Consider the following 17,989-nt stretch of genomic DNA (forward strand, 5'->3'; position numbering starts at 1 on the left):
GGCGGGGCAGTCCGGCCAGCGCAAAACGCTGGCTCAGACGCTTCAGACACCACTACAACTACGATCGACCGAATCAAGCACTCAATGGCCGAACGCCAGCCGAGGAGGTGCTGAACTAGACAGTGCCCACGCGCATCGAAGTATAGAATACTGAAATGTTATGATTTCCAAAAGGTATTTATGACCGGATACGAAAGGTTGGGTAGCACCATGAGCCAAGAGAGTGTGCCACATAGCACCGCAGAGACATCACGGCGGCGACTCCTGCAGTCCACCGGCGCGGCCGGTGCGGCGGCGCTCGCCGGCTGTTTCGGCGGCGGCGACAGCGACGGGCCGACCGGCGGGGAGATTACAGGCGACGAGCCGATGACCGAACGGACGTTCACCGCGCCGACGTCGGTTATCCCGGGCGACATGCAGTGGAACGACTCGAACGACAGCAATTACCCGGACCGTCCCGGATTCGTGGTCTTCGACCGGTTGCTGTACTTCCGTGCGACGACGGGCGAATTCGTCGAGGGGGCACTCTCCGACTGGGAGGTCGGCGAGGACACGGCGACGCTGACGCTCCAGGAGGGGGTGACCTGGCACAACGGTGAGGACGCCACGGCGGCGGACCTCGAGCGAAAGCTGCACATCTCTCTGTACGACAATCACCCGATGGGGAACTACACCTCGGTCGAGAACGTCGAGGCTGTCGACGACAGGTCCGTCGAGATCGGGCTCGAAGCCGACGTCTCCGAGCCCGTTTTTCTCAACTCGATTCGGGCTCTGCAACTGGACAGGCCGGCCGAGCAGTACGAGGATATCCGCCAGGAGTTGGCGGACGATCCCGACTCGACGGCACTGACGGAGTTCGCGCCCGAAGAGCCGATCGGGACCGGCCCGTTCGCGTACGAAAACGCGGGTGAACAGGAACTCGTTACCACGAAGTTCGAGGACTCCCACTGGGCCGACGACGTCAACTTCAGGGAGTACCGGTTCCAGTTCATCGACGGGAACGAGCAGGCCTGGCAGGCGATCCGCGGCGGCACGGTCGACGCGCTGCACAACATCTTCACCTCGCCGGACATCAAGGCGTCGTTCCCCGACACTGTCGTCGAGATCCAACAGCCAACTAACTGGGGGAAATCGATCGCGTTCGACCACGAACACGAGCACCTCGGGCAGCGCGAGGTCCGGCAGGCGATCGCTCACGCGATCGATCGGGAGGTCGTCGCGGAGAACTCTGCGGGCGGCGGCGACGCGAAGGCACCCGTGGAGATACCGACCGGCATCGCCGGGAACTTCGATGGGTCGGCCCAGGACTGGCTCGACGATCCGGACGACTTCGAGGATTACTCCGGGCAGAACACCGAGCGGGCCGCCGAACTGCTCGAGGAGGCCGGCTTCTCGCGGGAGAACGGCACCTGGGTCGACGAGGACGGCGAGACACTCGAGTTCGAGTACAAGGTGCCTGCCGCCTGGAACGACTGGGTCGACGCGGCGATCACGATGAACCAGCACCTCCAGGACTTCGGCATCGAGACGAATCTCGTCACCCGTGACGACGGCGTCTACTTCGGGGAGGACCTCTACGGCGACACCGGCTTCGACGCGGCCGGGTTCTGGTTCTCGGACGGGTGGACGTATCCGTACCACTCCCTCAACTGGAGTCTCAACAGCTGGGACGCCCGGAACGTCTACAACTATCCCGAGTCGGTCGACGTTCCGCCGATCGGGGAGCCGGACGGCGAGTCCGAGACGATCGAGTTCGGTCCCGAGTTCGAAGCGCTCGTCGGCATGGATCCCGACAGCGACGGAACACGCCAGAAGATCAACGAGCTGGCGTGGGCGTTCAACTACGACCTCCCGCTGCTTCCACTCATGGAGAAGGTCGACCAGTGTTTCGTCTCGACCGAGAATTTCAAAGTCGTCGACGAGTCGGATGCGGACGCGTCCGGGATCCAGTATCCGACGACGTTCCTCCCCCGAGTCGGGAAGCTCGTAGCGAGAGCCGAGGAGTAGCTCGGACGAGTCCAATGACGCTTTCAATAACGGGACGAATCCTATACGGTATCAAATAATAGATTCATGCAAAAATACTACGTTGAACGCACATTCCAGGCGATCGTCACGGTTGTGTCGGTGATGACCCTCGCGTTCTTCCTGCTTCGGTTGATGCCGGGGAACCCTGCGGACGCCTACCGCGCCGAACTCATCCAGAACAATCCCGAGATGTCACAGGCCGTGATCGACCAGCGCGTCGAGCGCAAGCTCAACGTCCTCCCGTCCGACCCACTCCACGAGCAGTACCTGACCTACGTGGGCGGGCTGCTTCGGGGCGACCTGGGCGAGTCGATCAACGAGGGCGTCCCGGTATCGGAGATCATCGCGGGTGCGCTCCCCTGGACGATCTTCACGATGTCTATCGCGCTGTTGCTCTCGTTCACCATCGGCATCTCGCTCGGCGCCGCAATGGCGTACAAGGAGGGGAGCAGATTCGACTACGGGTCCTCCGTGCTCTCGATCCTGCTCAACTCGATCCCGAACTACATCGTCGGCATCCTGCTCATCTGGTTCCTCGGCTACCGGCTCGAACTGTTCCCTACTGGCGGCCGGTACTCGAACGACATGGAACCGGCGATGTCGCCGCTGGAGCCACTGGCGACGGCCGCGTTCCTCGGCGACGCGTTCTGGCACGCGTCGCTGTTGATCGCGTCGTTCACGATCGTCGCTGCCGGGGGCTGGGCGCTGGGAATGCGAGGGAACAGCATCCAGGTGCTCGGTGAGGACTACCTGCGGGTCGCGCGTCTCCGCGGGCTGTCCGAGCGGCGGATCGCGACGCGGTACGTCGGGCGGAACGCGGTACTCCCGCTGTACACGGCGCTCCTGATCGCGATCGGGTTCGCGCTCGGCGGCAGCGTCATCCTCGAACAGGTGTTTACCTACCCCGGCGTGGGGTACTACATGATCGAGGCGCTCGAGGCCCGCGACTATCCGCTCATGATGGGCATCTTCCTGGTGATGACGATCGCGGTGGTGATCGGCGTCTACATCGCCGACCTCACCTACGGGATCATCGACCCCCGCGCCCAGGCTCGAGGAGGTGAGCACTGATGAGCGAACGAACGGAGTCGCTTGGCGCGCTCAACGACGGCGATGCGTTCGAGACCGTCGCCGACAATACGCTGAGCCGGAGAGAACGGTACCGGCGGCTGGTCGATCGCTGGGTCCTCGCCCCGGGGAGGATCGTCTGGAGCGACGTCCGCGCTCGCATCGGCGCGCTCATCCTTCTGCTGTACGTGCTCGTGGGTCTGCTCGGCCCGAGACTCTACCCGGAACCGGCGGTCAACCAGGGGCCGAGATCGGTCACGCCGCTCGCTGAGGGGCTGACCTACCCCCTGGGGACCGACAACCTCGGCCGCGACATCCTCGGCCAGATCATCTGGGCGACGCCGTCGATGCTGCAGATGATCATGGCTGGAGGGTTGTTCGTAACGGTCATGGGAGTGGCCGTTGGCACGACCGCGGGGTACGCTGGCGGGCGGACCGACCGGGTGATCTCGCTGATTACGGATATCGTGATGACGATCCCGGGGCTCCCGCTCATCGTCATCCTGGCTGCGATACTCGAACCGCAGAATCCGATCGTTATGGGACTCATCCTGACGATCAACGTCTGGGCGGGCCTCGCCCGAGAGATCCGGTCGCAGGTCCTCTCTATCAGCCGACACTCGTACGTCGAGGCGTCGAAAGCGATGGGGCTGTCGACGCCGTCGATCATGGTCAAAGACGTCCTTCCCAACATCATGCCATACGTACTGATTACGTTCGTCAACGCAGCGAGACAGGTCATCTTCGCATCGGTCGGACTGTACTTCCTCGGCGTGTTGCCTTACGACAGCGTCGTCAACTGGGGCGTCATGATCGACCAGGCGGTCAGCGGCGGTGCGATGCACGTCACGTCGATGGCCCACTGGCTGATCGCGCCGCTGGCGACGATCACGCTCCTGTCGTTCGGGCTGATCCTGTTCTCCCAGGGTACCGATCGGATGTTCAACCCGCGCGTTCGCGCCCGTCACTCCTCGACGACTAGCTCGGACGGCGAGCCGACCGACGACGGAGCGACGCCGACGACCGGAGGTGGTGTCCGATGAGCCGAGGCACCGACGCCGCAAGCGCCGTCGGGACCGGCTCGGGCTCCGACCACGTCCTCGAATGTCGCGACGTCACCGTCGAGTTTCACATGGATCGGGGCACCTCGAAGGTCCTCAACGGGATGGATATCGACATCGAGCGCAACGAGATCATCGGCATCGTCGGCGAATCCGGCTCCGGGAAGTCGATGTTCGCGTCCGCGCTGCTGGACGCCGTCGTCGAACCCGGCGTCACCTCTGGGTCGATCAGCTACCGGCCGTCGGAGGGCGACCCGGTCGACGTTCTGGACCTCTCGACGGACCGGCTTCGCCAGCTTCGCTGGGAGGAAATTTCGATGGTGTTCCAGGGCGCCCTCTCGTCGTTCAACCCGACGCTGAAGCTTCGTGGACACTTCGTGGAGACCCTCGACGCGCACGGGTACGACGTCGAGACGGGGATGGAACGCACGCGCGAACTCCTTGCGGACCTGTACCTCGATCCCGATCGGGTGCTCGATTCGTACCCGCACGAACTCTCGGGCGGGATGAAACAGCGCGCGCTTATCGCGCTCTCGCTCGTCCTCGAACCGGAAGTGCTCGTGATGGACGAACCGACGGCAGCGCTGGACCTGCTGATGCAGCGATCGATCGTCAGCCTGCTCTCGGACCTCCGGGACAAGTACGACCTGACGATGGTATTCATTACGCACGACCTCCCGCTCGTGACGAAACTCGCGGATCGGATCGGCGTCCTCTACGCGTTCGAACTCGCGGAGGTGGGCCGGACCGAGGAGATCCTTCGATCCCCGAAGCATCCGTACACGCGAGCGCTGCTGAACTCGACGCCCGACATCGAGTCGCCGCTCGAAGAGATGCGACCGATCGACGGATCGGCGCCCGATCCCGTCGACGTCCCGTCGGGCTGCCCGTACCACGAGCGCTGTCCCCTTGCGACCGACGACTGCGCGACGGTCACGCCCGAGATGGAGGCGGCCACCGAGACCCACGACATCGCCTGTCACCACTGGAACCGCGTCGACGACGAGATTGCCCTCACCACGGAGGTGGACCGATGAGCGTCGACGATCCCGTCGTCTCTCTGGAGAACGTCGAAGTCCACTTCGAGCAGGAGAGCGGGTTCAATCCGTTCGACGACCCGGAGACGGTCCGGGCCGTCGACGGCGTCGACCTCGAGATCCCCGAGAACGACGTCGTCGCGATCGTCGGCGAGTCCGGCAGCGGAAAAACGACGATCGGCAAGGCGGCTGTCGGCTTGCAGAAACCGACCGGCGGGTCCGTCAAATTCCGGGGGCAGGACATCTGGGAGGCAAAACGGCGATTCTCGAATTCGTCGATTCCGTACGACGAGATCCGTCGATCGCTCCAGATCATCCACCAGGACCCCGGCTCGTCGCTGAATCCCCACCGAACCGTCGAAGCCTCGCTCGCCGAACCGCTGAAGAAACACCAGGCCGACCTGGGGCCCGAGGACCGCGAGGCGCGGATCCTCGCGATGCTCGATCGCGTCGGCATGTCGCCGCCACACGACTACGCTAGGCGGTATCCCCACCAGCTCAGCGGCGGGGAGAAACAGCGCGTCGCGCTGGTCCGGGCGCTGCTGATGAACCCGGATCTCATCCTGGCCGACGAGGCCGTCAGCGCGCTCGACGTCTCGCTTCGGGTCGAAGTGATGGACCTGATGCTCGACCTGCAAGCGCAGTTCGACACGTCGTTCCTGTTCATCTCTCACGACCTCTCGAACGCGCGCTACCTGGCCGAACACGCCGACGGCCGACTCGGCGTGATGTACCTCGGCGAACTCGTCGAACTCGGGAAGGCCGAGGAGGTCCTCCGGAACCCACAACACCCCTACACGAAGGTGCTGAAGTGGGCGACGCCGTCGCTCGGTCTCGAGGAGGGCGCGGCCGAACCGCCGGTCCGGGAGATCGACATCCCCGATCCGATCGATCCGCCGTCTGGCTGCCGGTTCCACACGCGATGCCCGTACGCGACGGAGTACTGCCGGGAGTCGACGCCCGATCGCCGGTCGGTCGGTGAGGGAACCCATCGCGCGTCCTGCTTCCGTCTCGACGTGGGCAGCGACTACTGGCGCAGCGATCCCCTGGAGGGCGCCAGTCTGGAAGCGGACGAGCGGTAAGCGACGACCGCTTTGTGCCGACTCGTCGGTTGCCACCTTTCCGGACGAGATTCGCTTCTGTCGAGCGATAGCTGTCCGGTCCTGGGCGTCGTCGCCTCGCTCTCGGGGTCCATCCGGGCGGTCAGATCGCCGTCTGGGGCGGCCTCCACGATGGTCCGATACCCGTCGGCCTCGCGTTCGAGGTACCGGTTTCGTTGCCCGGTCTCGGCACGGGCCTGCTCGGTGTCTTCGCGAGCGTTTCGCGCCTCTCGGATCCGATCGCGCAACGCGTCGCGCATATCGCGCCGCGGCACCCTCTCACCTCGTCGGATGGTCGGACGCGGTTTCGGGAACCGTCTCATTTCGAACGACTTATCATATCGATAACCGAACCAATTTGTCGATGGTTGGAAAATGTAGCCGCCGCTCTCTCCTGGCGATCGGGACGACGGGCGTAACGGGCGTGATTGCCGGCTGTTCGGGTATCGGAACGACGGACGAACCAGCGGACGACGACTCGACCGAAGCCAATCAAGCGGAGGCCGGGACCGACGACGAGGATATCGGCGCGGTAGGCAAAGCCAGCTACCGGACGACCAAACCGGCCGTCAGACAGGAGCCGCCGACGGAGGTCTACGTCGCCGAGGAACGGCGGGACGATCCCCTGCCGACCAACAACTGGTGGGGGTCGCTCGTGTGGGAGGGCCACCTACTCGAGAGCGACGCGTCTCTCTGGAGCCACCCGCTCGTGAGTTCGACCGGCCCGCAGGGGTTCGTCATCGGCGGCCAGGGCGAGTGGGAGGTCGGGAGTGGGCCGGCCGGGCCGAACTTCGCGACGCGCCCGATCGAACTCGCGGCGACCGTCGGCTTCGACGGGGCGACGTTCGACGAGTCCGTGGTGACCGACTGGACGGACTGGTCGGTCTCGTTCGCCATGGAGAGTTCGAACGGACGCATCGACGCGACGCTGGTTCGAGGATCGCCGTACGCGTACCTACGCGTAGACGGTGACCCCGTGACCGTCGCCTTCGACCAGGCGGACGCGGACCCCTCAGTGTGGGTGGACGACGGCTCGACGATCGGTCTCAGCGTCGGCGACACCCACTACGGCCTGTACGCCCCCTCGGAGGCGGAGTGGTCGTTCGACGGGGACGGGACGTTCTCCTCGTCGCTCGGCGACGGTGAGTACCTCACGGTCGCGTTGCTTCCCGAGGCGGGCGAGGAGGTGCTCGAAACCTTCGGTGCATACGCTCACGCCCACGTCGTCGATACGCGACTCGACTGGGAGTACGACGAGTCGACGAGCGAGGTCCACACCACGTACCACTTCGAGACCGAAGCGATGGAGGGCGATGCGTCGGGGACGATTACGGGTATGTTCCCACACCAGCACGAGTACACCGACGAACAGCCACTCGGGTACACGTTCGACTCGCCGCGGGGGACGATGGAGACGATCGAGACCAGTTCCTACCGCGTCACGCACACCTATCACGGGATCCTTCCCCACCTGCCGGACGTCGGCGGCTACGACCGCGATCGCCTCGCCTCGTACCTCTCCGAGGCGACGAACGGCCAGATCATCCGGCCCGGCCAGGAAGGCGACGGGGAGGGCGCCTACTGGACCGGGAAGAACTTCAATCGTGCCAGCGACCTCGTCGGCATCGCCCAGCACCTCGGTGACGAAGAGCGGGCCCAGCAGATCCTCGATACGATGCGAGAGCGCCTCGAGGACTGGTTCCAGGCGACCGACGACGACGGGCAACTCGCTCAATCCCGCGTGTTCTACTACAACGAGCTGTGGGGGACGCTGATCGCCTATCCCGCCCTCCACGGCGCGCCCGAGTTCCTGAACGACCACCACTTCCACTACGGCTACTACCTCCGCGGAGCGGCCGAGATCGCGCGTAACGACCCCGACTGGGCCGCCGAGTCCGAGTGGGGCGGGATGGTAGAGCTGTTGATCCGCGACTTCGCGAACCCCGATCGAGACGACGACACCTTCCCGTTCCTGCGAACGTTCGATCCCTACAGCGGCCACTCGTGGGCTGGCGGGGCGTCCGGCGGCGCCTTCGGGAACAACCAGGAGTCGAGTTCCGAGGCGATAAACGCCTACGCGGCGATCATCCAGTGGGGCGAGTACACGGACGACGAGGAGCTTCGAGACCTCGGCGTCTTCCTGTACACCCGGGAGGTAAACGCCGCTCGCGAGTACTGGTTCGACGAGGACGGCGACTCTCTACCGGTGCTCGACGAGTGGCAGTTCGACCAGACGACGATGGTCTGGGATAGCGGGGTCGCGTACACGACGTGGTGGACCGACCATCCCGAACCGGTCCACGGCATCAACTGGTTGCCCCTCGGCGGCCACTCGCTGTACCTCGGTCTCGACGACGCGTACGCGGACGCCAACTACGGGACCGTCGAGGACGCCGTCGACGGCACCTTCTCCTACTGGGAGGACCTGCTGTGGAAGTACCGTGCGCTCTCCGATCCGGACGACGCGATGGGGCAGTTCGACGCCGACGGCGACGCGTACGATCCGGAGTTCGGCGACTCTCGGGCACACACCTACCACTGGCTCGCCACGTTCCGGCGGGTCGGCTCGCCCGATCCGACGATCACCGCGGACGCGCCGCTGGCCGTCGTCTTCGGTGACGACGAGAGAACGTACGCCGCGTACAACCCGGACGACGAGGAGACGATCGTCTCGTTCTCTGACGGGACGACGATCGTCGTCGGTCCGGGAGAACTGGCAACCGCACAGGGGTAGAACGCTGTCCGATCGGAAAATCACGTACGGGCCGATAGACGCCTTGGCGCGAGCTACGACGGAGTGCCGGGTCGACGCAACTAGCGTCACGTGTGCAGCTGCCAACGCGCGTCCAGTTCGCTCGACGTCGCCGCCGCGGCCACGGGCGATCAGGCAGTCCGTCGACGTTTCCGACAGCGGTACAGGACGTAGCCCGCGGCGAAGAAGCCCGCGACGACGAGGGCGAAATCGGCGACGAGGATGGTTCTCGTTTCTGTGTCTTCGGGTCGTAGCCAGAGCGCGATCAACAAAAGCACCAACAGGACGGCTTCGAGCCCTAGCAGTAGTGCGACCGCGGAGCGGTACGCGCAGATCGTCTTCCAGAACCGATCCGAGTACGTGGCGCCCATCGATAGAGACCTCCGGGCGCTACTACTTGGAGATACTGGTCGTCGCGAAGGCGATCCGGTCGCGACGGCGGTCGAACGACCGAGCGAATCCGTCGGACTCATACGGACTACTGTAGTCAATTACCGCCGATCAACAGAACGGGGTCGGTGATCGGCGGTAAATAATTACAGCGATCCGTATCAGTCGTCTTCCGACGCGCGCTCGATCGCCGGCACGTCGGCGGCGCCGGGGTCGACTTCGACCCCGCTCGTCGGGTCTTCGAGCGCGATCTCCTCGAGGGTGATCCGAACCGCCTCGATGTCCTCGTAGACGGCACCCCACCCGCCGACGCTGTACAGGTCGCCGTCCGCGGCGAGTTCCAGTTGCAAGAATCCGGCGAGTTCCTCGAACGACGGGCGCCCCTCGGAGCGGTACACGCCCGGGTACCAGATGTCGGTGACGACGCCGGTGATCTGACAGGGCTCGTTCGTCTCGACCCATGCCCCCTCGATCGTCACTGCGACGTTCGCGACGTCCTCCCACAGCGGCCCCACGTCGCGCACGAACTCCTCGAGGGTCATGTAGACGTACGGCGGCGCAGTGTCCTCGTAGACCGTCTCCCAGAGCGCCCAGACGCCCGTCTGGAAGTACCAGTGGAAGATAAACGAGAGGAGGTAGTCGTCGATCAGGACGCCGAACGGTCTGTTGGCCCAGTCGTTCGGCGTGAAGCACGTCTGCGTGCGATCCGCGATGAGCAGAAACGGCCCGGGGATCTGGCAGGCGCGGATTTCTGTTACCGTCTCGTCGAGTTCGACGTTCGCGATCCCGTCCTCCACCTCGGTTCCGTACACGGCGACGTTCGTAATGACGCCGCGATCGCGGGCATCGGCCAGGGCGCTCGTCAGGGAGCGGAACTGGTCGACGTTCGCGGACAGTTCGATGAAACTCTCGGCGTCCCGGATCAGGTCTCGTGCGCGGTCGATCACCGTCTCCTCGTGTTTGACGACGCCGACCTTGTGATCGCTGACGGCCGGTTGCTCCCACCGGTCCTCGATCGAGTCCGCGGCCTCGTTCATCCGCTCGCCCCGGGATCGCAGTTCCCGGAGGACGTCGATCGGCTCTTTGGGACGAGCGTGGAGTTTGTCCTGATCGTGCGTCTCGATGTAGTCCATCCGCTCGAGCGCGCGGAGGACGTCGTAAATCTGGGACACCGGAACGGAACACTGCTTTGCAACCTCCACGGCCGGCATCATCCCCTGTTCTAACAGCGTGATGTAGGCGTCGGCCTGGTACGAGGTCAACCCCGCGTCCTCCAGCGCGTTCCGGAGTGGATCCCTGTCCATGCTCACAGACGGAAACACCAACTAATCAGTCTTTTGCAACGTAGAGGTGGCGACCGCAGTCGTCACGTCCATCGCGCTCGTGTTTGCGTTCGTAGGCTATGTCGGCTTCGACCGCGCCAGCCACGCGTGTCCGTGGAGGCCGGATCGGCACGGGAGTGATACTCGAAAGCGAACTGATCGATCGGACGCGTCCGGCGTTGCTCACGGAGTCTGTAGCTCCCGGTTGTAGAGTACGCGCTCCCCAGGTCAGGATCGGGCCGACGATCAACCTGGAGGTCAGCGCGGCGATCGAATGGGACGCATACGGTCGCCGTAGTCGATTTACGGCAGTTGCGATCGATTCCCGTACCGCGGGGAAACGCTCACCTCTTGGAACCGCGCCGATATCGGCTCTGGGCGGAGCACTACGCCGGTGACGCGACGCCGAGTGCGCGCTCGGAGGTTGCGCATCACGTCTTCTCGGAGGATCATACCATTTTCAAGTACTATTTCTATATTAGATAGTACTGTGTCAAATAGGTAGTAGTGATTACAAGAACTGGTACGATACGGTACGTGCTCGTCAACAGAGGGTACGTCAACCGGAGCACCGTCCGATCGACAACACCCGGAAATAATCAACGCTGGCGCCTGTACGTCACGTTCGATCCAGACCCGAACGGATTTCACGCTCCGAAGGCGTTCTTCAACGCGACCGACGGGACGTATTTAACCGTCCAGTGTACGACGAGAGGAACTGACGTCGTAGGCGGCGTTTTTCCGTCGATTCAGCGTCGATATCGAGGCTGCTCTCTACAGTTACCGAGTCCAACGTCGAGTCAACAATCCTGGAAATTGGAACGCTGATAGACCTTTCAGATACAATACTATACTGTGTATCTATCAGACCAGGCACCTCTCCGGACGATCGATCTTGCAACCACGAATAGACTGTGTGTGTACCGAGACAGGGAGTCACGGCGTACGGAGACACAACGACGCTGTCGGCGGGAGTTCCCGGAACGCGTCACCAGAGGGATCGAACGATCGGCATCGTTCCGTCGCTGGCCAGGCGACGCCCCTGTTCGTGGACGTGTTCCCAGTCCCGGACGAACCTTCGAAGATAGTTCGGGTCGTTTGCTTCGCTCGTGAACGTGCGTCTTCCGTACTTCGAACCGTGTCTGATCGGATTTCTGCCGTTCGCGAATTTGCTCGCGGCGAGAACGTGGTCTCACTCGGATTTGAACCGTAAGAAGACATTCCTGCTCGCTTCGCTGCGCGGGCTGTGACTTCCAGGATTCAAATCCGAGTTCGATCAACGTTTGACGCTCACGGCTCACTCCGTTCGCGTTGTTCGCGTCAAAAGTGGGCCAACTCGGATTTGAACCGAGAGCCTCCACCTTATCAGAGTGGCGCTCAACCTGATTGAGCTATTGGCCCGCGTCGGCATCAGTCAGTTGTCCGCTGGTATGTTTAAGCGTTTCTTTCTTCGGGAGCCGTGAGAACCGCTACCGAGCGAGGGGGTCGCGATCGTCGCCCTCGTCCCCGTCCCCGTTTCGATCGTCCTCGCCGAAACCGATCGTATAGGATTCGTCGGTGCTCGAATCGACGCTGTAGGCGTCTTCGCCGAGGTCGTAGGTGCCGCCGTCGGACGATTCGGACGCGCCGACGCCGGCTTCGCGAGCCGCGCCGTCGTCCGGGAAGCCGTACGTCCAGACCCCGCCGCTCGCGAAGCCGCCGGTCTTCTTGTCCGCGTAGGGGACGATCACGAAGCGTTTGAGCGCCATCCGGATCGGGATCCGGCTGATCGGGAGCACCAGCAGGAACCCGAGCAGGTCCGTGACCAGCCCGGGCGTGAGCAGGAATGCCCCGGCGGCGATGAGCAGGCCGCCGTCGACCAGTTCGTTCGTCGGCGGCGTGCCCTGGGCAAGCTGGCGTTGCATCTTCCGGATCGTCCGCCGCCCCTCGGCGCGGACCAGCAGCATACCGACGAGTCCAGTCAGGACGACGAGCAGGATCATCCCGACCCAGCTCACGAAGCCGAACTGGGTGACGATGACGGCGAGTAGCACCGCGTCGAGAAAGGGGATGAGCAACAGCGCGAAGATCCACCGGAGCATGCCTCGACATAGCCGACGAAGGGTCAAAACCCTTTACTCTCGTCGCGTCGCTCGCGCTTCGTGCCGGGAACGGGTTGTCTCTCCGAACCCGCTACGACGTCCTCCTCGAAAGCCCCCGAACTCCTCGACTCCTGCGGCTCGCTGCGCGCTCGCTCACTGCGTTCGCGGAGTGCTTACGTCGCCGGGGTTCGCCGAGGAGTTCGGCCCCTTTCAGTCCCGCCCGCGTCGGCTGGTCGGACGGGCTACTGTGGAAAACGTTCGTGGCGATATTGTCGATCGAACAGCAATGCCGCGCCGTTTCGATCGATTCACAGCGAAGGGCTTACGCCCGCGACACCCGAGGCACCGGTATGGACGATCCGACACGCGTCGAGTGGCGCGAGTGGGGCCAGGACGCTTTCGACGAGGCCGAAGCGACGGACAGGCCCGTGTTGCTCTCGCTCACTGCGACGTGGTGTGACCACTGCCACGAGATGGACGCGGAGACGTACGCGGAGCCCCGAATCGCCGCGAACGTCAACGACAGCTTCGTCCCCGTACGCGTCGACGTCGATCGCCACCCCCGGGTGCGCGATCGGTACAACATGGGTGGGTTCCCGTCGACGGTCTTCTGTGCGCCTGACGGCGGCGTTCTCACCGGTGCGGGCTATCTCGGCCCCGACGGGATGCGACAGGTGCTCGACAGCGTCCGGACCATGTGGGAGACGAAGGGGAGCGGCGCGGCACGGATCCCGCGCCCGTTGCGCGAAGACAACCCGCCTGCCGGCGACCTGACGCCCGAGATCGAGTCGGCGATGCTCGGCCAGTTGACCGAGACCTACGACGAGGTCGCCGGCGGCTGGGGTGACGGGCCGAAGTTCCCGCTCCCGGACGCCCTCGAGTTCGCGCTCAAGCGCGATCGGGAGATGGCGCTTCGCTCCTTCGACGCCGTCGGGGCGAACCTGCTGGACGAGTACGACGGCGGCTTCTACCGCTTCGCGACCGATCGGGACTGGTCGGGGCTCCAGTACGAGAAACTGCTCGACTCCAACGGCGCGCTCGTGCGGGCGTTCGCCAACGCCTACCTCCACACCGGCGCGGACGAGTACCGCGACCCCGCCGAGCGCACGATCGAGTATCTGACGACGACGCTGTGGAACGGCAGTGCGGATGCGTTCGCGAACAGCCAGGCCCCCGGCGAGCCGGACGCGCACGGCCTCGACGCGACCGATCGGGCGACGGCCGACGAGCCGCCGGTCGACGAGGGGGTCTTCGCCGGGTCGAACGCGCTCGCGATCGAGGGCCTGCTCACGTACTACGCCTACACGGACGACGAGCGCGCCCGTCGGTACGCCGAACGGGCGCTCGCGACGCTCCGGGAAGACCTGCTCGAAGAGGGCGTCGCACGCCACGAGCGCGACGCGACACTCCAGGCCGGCGACGACCCGACGTGCCTGCTCGCGACCCAGGCGCGCGTCCTGGGCGCGCTCACGACGGCCGCCAGCACGATCGAGACGGCCCTGCTCGAGGACGCCCGTGCGGTCGCGGACGCGACGATCGACCGGCTCCACGACGAGGACTCGTTCCTCGACGGCCCGGCGACGGGCGTCGGCCTCTGTGATCGGCCGCTGCGGCCGCTGGATTCGAACGTCGCGTTCGCCGACGGATTGCTCGAACTCGCGGTGCTCTCCGGAGAGGACCGGTACCGGACGTACGCCCGCGAGACGCTCGAGGCGTTCGCGGGAGCGAGCGATCGGTTCGGCGTCCAGATCGCCCGCTACGGGACGGCCGTCGCCCGCCTGCTCGAGGGACCGCTGGTGATCCGGGTGGCCGGGGAACCGGGAACCGACCTCCACCGTGCCGCACTCCGACTCGCCGACCACGAGAAAGTCGTCGTCCCGGACGCGACGGACGACCTCGAACCGGGGAGGGCACGGGTCGAACGCGACGGCCGCCGTTCGACGCCGGCCGAAACTCCGGAGCAGTTGAGCAACCGCGTTCAGGACGTGCACGAGTAACGTCTGGCCCTGAGGCGGCCGAGATCGATCGAGCGGCAAACCACCACAGCGTTTATGTTGCTACAGTCAGTGGTGCCTGCATATGGCCAGCCTCAGGGACCTCGGGCTCTCCGAATACGAAGCCCGGGCGTATCGAGCACTGCTGAACACCGGTCCGACGACGGCGAAGGAACTCTCACGCGCGAGCGACGTCCCGATGGGTCGGATCTACGACGTGCTGAACAGCATCGAGCAGTACAACCTCGTCCGTAGCCAGACCGCGAGCCGCCCGAAGAAGTACGTCGCGGTCGAACCCTCGACCGCCCTCGATCGGCTGCTCGACGACAAGAAACGCGAACTCGAGGAGAAGGCCGACCAGTACGAGTCGATCGTCGACGACCTCGCCGACGAACTCGACGCGGCCGAACCCGTCGAGGAGCAGTTCTGGACCGCCGCCGTCGGCCCCGAGGAGACGATCGATCTCCTCCTCGAGCGGCTCGCGGCTGCGGACCGGGACATCGTGATGGTCGCCGCGGATCCGGTCCCCCAGATGGACATCCGGACGGTCGGCGACGAGGTGCTTGCCCAGCTCGAGGACGCCCTCGACCGCGGCGTCTCGGTCGACATCCTGATGACCCGGGAACTCGTCGCCTCTCTCTCCGAGAACGTCGGCGAACGGTACCGGGAGACGTTACAGGCGCGAAAGGATTTCGACGTGCGAACGAGCGAGGAGGTCACCGGCTCGTTCAACATCATCGACGGCGTCGAAGTCTGTATCCAGGTGCCGAACCCGCTCACCTCGAGCGAGGCGTTCGGCATGATCGACCTGAAAGATCCCGAGTTCGCCGCGGACGTCCACGACGAGTTCACGCCACACTGGCAGAACGCCGAACCGCTCGAGTTCTGACCGGTCGAATCGTCCGTCACGCCGCACCGATCGTCTCGTCCGTTCGTTCCGTCGTCTAGACTGCACGGTACCGGTTCGTTCGTGGTCCGACGCCCTCGCCTGCCCGGACCCGACTCCGTTGCTCCGGATCCACTCACTGCGCCCGTCTCGACGTACCGATCGATCGCTCGAGACGGTACCCGACCGACCCGGATCGGAGCGTCCGTCTTCGATCGCTGGTCGCGAGAATCCCTCGTTTTTATATCATGGATATTCAATATCGATATATGATAGGTCAGGGCCGCTATTCGAATCGATCGGCCGTCGCGGTCGCGATCGTCGTGTTGGTGCTGGGGGTCGCTTCGGGACCCGTCGCGGCACAGGAGGCCGAATCGACGAAGTTCGAGGTGACGGTGACCGAAGACGGGGCGATCGACTCCGTGGACATTCACTGGACGATCACCGACGAGACGTACGCGGATCTCAACGAGGCTACCGGGACCGAGGATGACGAATCGGTCGCGGACGGGCTAGAGGCAATCTACGAGGATACCCCGTCGATCGGGTCCGCATCGGTAACGGAACGAGAACTGAATTCGGGCTACGAACTGTCTATCGCACTCTCCGACGTCGAGCAGTCGGAGGAGGACGATCTCGACGTGACGGTCGAAGACGACACCGTCGTCTACGAGGAGATCGCGGTCGCCGACCCCGCCGACTCCAGCACGCCGGACGAGATCACGTACCGGGTCGTCATGCCCGGCGAAATCTCGGAGACGAACGCCGACGTCGTCGACGGGAACGAAGCGACGTGGCACCTCCACGAAACGTATACGAGCGACCTGTACGTCGAATCCTCACTCGACGGCACAACCGACGACGCCGACGACGCGGTCGATGAGGACGAGACGGCGGACGCGATCGACGACGAGGCGGACGACGAAACGACGACTGTCGAGGATGAGGAGTCGACCGACGACGCAGACGCAGACGAATCGACTGACGATGTCGAGGGCGACGGCGATCAGTCTGACGACAGCGGGGCCGACGTAACCGATGACGACAGCGTCCCCGGCTTCGGCGCCGCGGTCACGATCGTCGCGGTCGTCGGGTCGGGTCTCGCAGTCGGCCGACGGACAGATCGACGATAATCGATCGGTCGCCTCGCGCCGCGTTCAGTTCTCGCCGTTGACTTCGTCGCGCAGGGTCGCCATCTCGACGACGCGCTCGGCGTGGGCGTTGTGCTGGTGGATCGACTCGTCGTTTGACTGTTTCATCGTGATCACCGCGTCGTCGGGGAGGTGATCGAACTCGTCGACGACGCCCTCGGCCATCGATCGGACGCAGTCCTCGACGAACTTCGCGTCGGCGTGGGCGGCGTAGGTCATGTGGTCCTCGTCGGGTCGTTTCGCGAGGTTGTAGATCCGCGCGCTCATCGAGTCGCGGGCGACGTCGATGAGGTCGTTCAGGTCGACGTCCGGATCGCCGTTCGCCTCGACGGTCAGCGTCGCGTGGCCACGCTGGGAGTGGCCCGCCTGTGGCACTTCGTCGAGGAACTGCGTGATCGTCTCCTCCTCGACGCCCAGGTCCTCGAGCGTCTGCTTCGCGCGGGCGGCGGACATCCCCTGCGAGCACGGGCAGACGGTCATCCCGGTGACCGTCGCGCCGATCTCCTCGCGGGTCCCCTCGTCGGTCGCCGTCGCGGCGGCCACGATGTCGACCGTGTGCTGGGTCTCGCGATCGCTCGCGGGCGTTTGCTCGCGGCGCAGCAACTCGGCCTCCATGGAGACCTCGGCGCGCGTGGTGTAGTCGTGCTTCTCGAGGAGTCGTTCGGCGGCCTCGCCGCAGACTTCCTCGACGCGGTAGGCCTCTTCGCGGGTCGCGTCCTCGAGGATTTCGTCGATGACCTCCATGTTGCGGCTCATGTCCGCGCCCTTTCGCCAGGCGGGGAGGTCGACGAAGACCTCGAACTCGGCGGTGTATACGATCGGCCGCTTGTCCTCGCGCGCGATCTTGACGAGCTTTTCGACGCCGGTGACGCCGACCTGGCTCAGGCCGACGGTGACGTCGGGGGACGTAGCCTGCACGTCCGGCAGTTGGTGACTCATTGGCCGCATTCAGGGTAGCAGGCGATTATGGCTTTCGGAAGCCGTAGTATACGGACGACGGCGTGGACGGCGGCGATTTTCGGCGGTCCGGCCTATCGATAGCGCTCGATCGCTCTTTAAGTGCTTCTGGTCACAAGGTGAAGATACGACGGGAGATCGCGGCTTCTCCGGATGCTATCC

At 64.6% G+C, this 17,989-nt stretch carries 13 protein-coding genes, 1 tRNA gene and 1 pseudogene; 10 read left to right on the forward strand and 5 right to left on the reverse strand.

Annotated elements, in window-relative coordinates; all coding sequences use genetic code 11:
* The 7 genes and pseudogenes from MUN73_RS17990 to MUN73_RS18015 all read left to right on the forward strand — a co-directional run.
* Positions 1-119, forward strand: a pseudogene (locus MUN73_RS17990) (integrase core domain-containing protein); the annotation flags it as partial.
* A gap of 91 nt (positions 120-210) precedes the next feature.
* Positions 211-2,007, forward strand: coding sequence for an ABC transporter substrate-binding protein (locus tag MUN73_RS17995; RefSeq protein ID WP_250141895.1), 1,797 nt, complete (start codon positions 211-213; stop codon positions 2,005-2,007).
* Between the two features lie 66 nt (positions 2,008-2,073).
* Positions 2,074-3,099, forward strand: a complete 1,026-nt coding sequence (locus MUN73_RS18000; RefSeq protein ID WP_250141896.1) for an ABC transporter permease — start codon at positions 2,074-2,076, stop codon at positions 3,097-3,099.
* The gene (locus MUN73_RS18005; RefSeq protein ID WP_250141897.1) at positions 3,099-4,139 is read left to right on the forward strand and encodes an ABC transporter permease; all 1,041 of its coding nucleotides are present in this window, start codon (positions 3,099-3,101) and stop codon (positions 4,137-4,139) included. The genes MUN73_RS18000 and MUN73_RS18005 overlap by 1 nt, the downstream gene beginning before the upstream one ends.
* Entirely contained in the window at positions 4,136-5,194 is a 1,059-nt protein-coding gene (locus tag MUN73_RS22715) for an ABC transporter ATP-binding protein (protein WP_321575774.1), read from the forward strand. Before MUN73_RS18005 ends, MUN73_RS22715 begins: the two co-directional genes overlap by 4 nt.
* Positions 5,191-6,276 carry an ABC transporter ATP-binding protein gene (locus MUN73_RS22720; protein ID WP_321575775.1) on the forward strand — a complete coding sequence of 362 codons (1,086 nt, stop codon included), beginning with the start codon at positions 5,191-5,193 and terminating at the stop codon, positions 6,274-6,276. The genes MUN73_RS22715 and MUN73_RS22720 overlap by 4 nt, the downstream gene beginning before the upstream one ends.
* A 382-nt stretch (positions 6,277-6,658) precedes the next feature.
* Positions 6,659-9,028 (forward strand): glycosyl hydrolase, encoded by a 2,370-nt coding sequence (locus tag MUN73_RS18015; protein ID WP_250141898.1) that lies wholly within the window; start codon positions 6,659-6,661, stop codon positions 9,026-9,028.
* Positions 9,029-9,177: 149 nt separating this feature from the next.
* Here the strand turns inward: MUN73_RS18015 and MUN73_RS18020 are convergent, their stop codons facing one another.
* From MUN73_RS18020 to MUN73_RS18035, 4 genes are all read right to left on the reverse strand, one after another.
* On the reverse strand, positions 9,178-9,417 hold the full coding sequence (locus MUN73_RS18020) for a hypothetical protein (RefSeq protein ID WP_250141899.1): 240 nt from the start codon (positions 9,415-9,417) through the stop codon (positions 9,178-9,180).
* Between the two features lie 180 nt (positions 9,418-9,597).
* Positions 9,598-10,740, reverse strand: a complete 1,143-nt coding sequence (locus tag MUN73_RS18025; RefSeq protein WP_250141900.1) for a TrmB family transcriptional regulator — start codon at positions 10,738-10,740, stop codon at positions 9,598-9,600.
* Between the two features lie 1,345 nt (positions 10,741-12,085).
* Positions 12,086-12,159: transfer RNA gene (locus MUN73_RS18030), tRNA-Ile, on the reverse strand.
* Positions 12,160-12,227: 68 nt separating this feature from the next.
* On the reverse strand, positions 12,228-12,839 hold the full coding sequence (locus MUN73_RS18035; protein WP_250141901.1) for an FxsA family protein: 612 nt from the start codon (positions 12,837-12,839) through the stop codon (positions 12,228-12,230).
* Positions 12,840-13,189: 350 nt separating this feature from the next.
* Here MUN73_RS18035 and MUN73_RS18040 point away from each other — a divergent pair, with 350 nt between their 5' ends.
* The 3 genes from MUN73_RS18040 to MUN73_RS18050 all read left to right on the forward strand — a co-directional run bounded on the left by MUN73_RS18040 (position 13,190) and on the right by MUN73_RS18050 (position 16,852).
* Entirely contained in the window at positions 13,190-14,836 is a 1,647-nt protein-coding gene (locus MUN73_RS18040; RefSeq protein ID WP_250141902.1) for a DUF255 domain-containing protein, read from the forward strand.
* 82 nt (positions 14,837-14,918) lie between these two features.
* Positions 14,919-15,722: a TrmB family transcriptional regulator gene (locus tag MUN73_RS18045; protein WP_250141903.1), complete on the forward strand. Its 804-nt coding sequence runs from the start codon at positions 14,919-14,921 to the stop codon at positions 15,720-15,722.
* Positions 15,723-15,988: 266 nt separating this feature from the next.
* Positions 15,989-16,852, forward strand: a complete 864-nt coding sequence (locus MUN73_RS18050) for a PGF-CTERM sorting domain-containing protein (protein WP_250141904.1) — start codon at positions 15,989-15,991, stop codon at positions 16,850-16,852.
* 24 nt (positions 16,853-16,876) lie between these two features.
* On the opposite strand, the gene mptA is transcribed toward MUN73_RS18050, so the two are convergent.
* Positions 16,877-17,809 carry a GTP cyclohydrolase MptA gene (gene mptA, locus MUN73_RS18055; RefSeq protein ID WP_250141905.1) on the reverse strand — a complete coding sequence of 311 codons (933 nt, stop codon included), beginning with the start codon at positions 17,807-17,809 and terminating at the stop codon, positions 16,877-16,879.
* Between the last annotated feature and the right edge of the window lie 180 nt (positions 17,810-17,989).

Source organism: Halosolutus amylolyticus (genome assembly GCF_023566055.1).
Classification (GTDB): Archaea; Halobacteriota; Halobacteria; order Halobacteriales; family Natrialbaceae; genus Halosolutus; species Halosolutus amylolyticus.

Coding starts and splice junctions, on each gene's coding strand:
- MUN73_RS18005 (WP_250141897.1), top strand. CDS start 3,099: ATGAGCGAACGAACGGAGTCGCTTGGCGCGCTCAACGACGGCGATGCG.
- MUN73_RS18050 (WP_250141904.1), top strand. CDS start 15,989: ATGATAGGTCAGGGCCGCTATTCGAATCGATCGGCCGTCGCGGTCGCG.
- MUN73_RS18040 (WP_250141902.1), top strand. CDS start 13,190: ATGGACGATCCGACACGCGTCGAGTGGCGCGAGTGGGGCCAGGACGCT.
- MUN73_RS18020 (WP_250141899.1), bottom strand. CDS start 9,417: ATGGGCGCCACGTACTCGGATCGGTTCTGGAAGACGATCTGCGCGTAC.
- MUN73_RS18045 (WP_250141903.1), top strand. CDS start 14,919: ATGGCCAGCCTCAGGGACCTCGGGCTCTCCGAATACGAAGCCCGGGCG.
- MUN73_RS18000 (WP_250141896.1), top strand. CDS start 2,074: ATGCAAAAATACTACGTTGAACGCACATTCCAGGCGATCGTCACGGTT.
- mptA (WP_250141905.1), bottom strand. CDS start 17,809: ATGAGTCACCAACTGCCGGACGTGCAGGCTACGTCCCCCGACGTCACC.
- MUN73_RS22720 (WP_321575775.1), top strand. CDS start 5,191: ATGAGCGTCGACGATCCCGTCGTCTCTCTGGAGAACGTCGAAGTCCAC.
- MUN73_RS22715 (WP_321575774.1), top strand. CDS start 4,136: ATGAGCCGAGGCACCGACGCCGCAAGCGCCGTCGGGACCGGCTCGGGC.
- MUN73_RS18015 (WP_250141898.1), top strand. CDS start 6,659: ATGGTTGGAAAATGTAGCCGCCGCTCTCTCCTGGCGATCGGGACGACG.
- MUN73_RS17995 (WP_250141895.1), top strand. CDS start 211: ATGAGCCAAGAGAGTGTGCCACATAGCACCGCAGAGACATCACGGCGG.
- MUN73_RS18035 (WP_250141901.1), bottom strand. CDS start 12,839: ATGCTCCGGTGGATCTTCGCGCTGTTGCTCATCCCCTTTCTCGACGCG.
- MUN73_RS18025 (WP_250141900.1), bottom strand. CDS start 10,740: ATGGACAGGGATCCACTCCGGAACGCGCTGGAGGACGCGGGGTTGACC.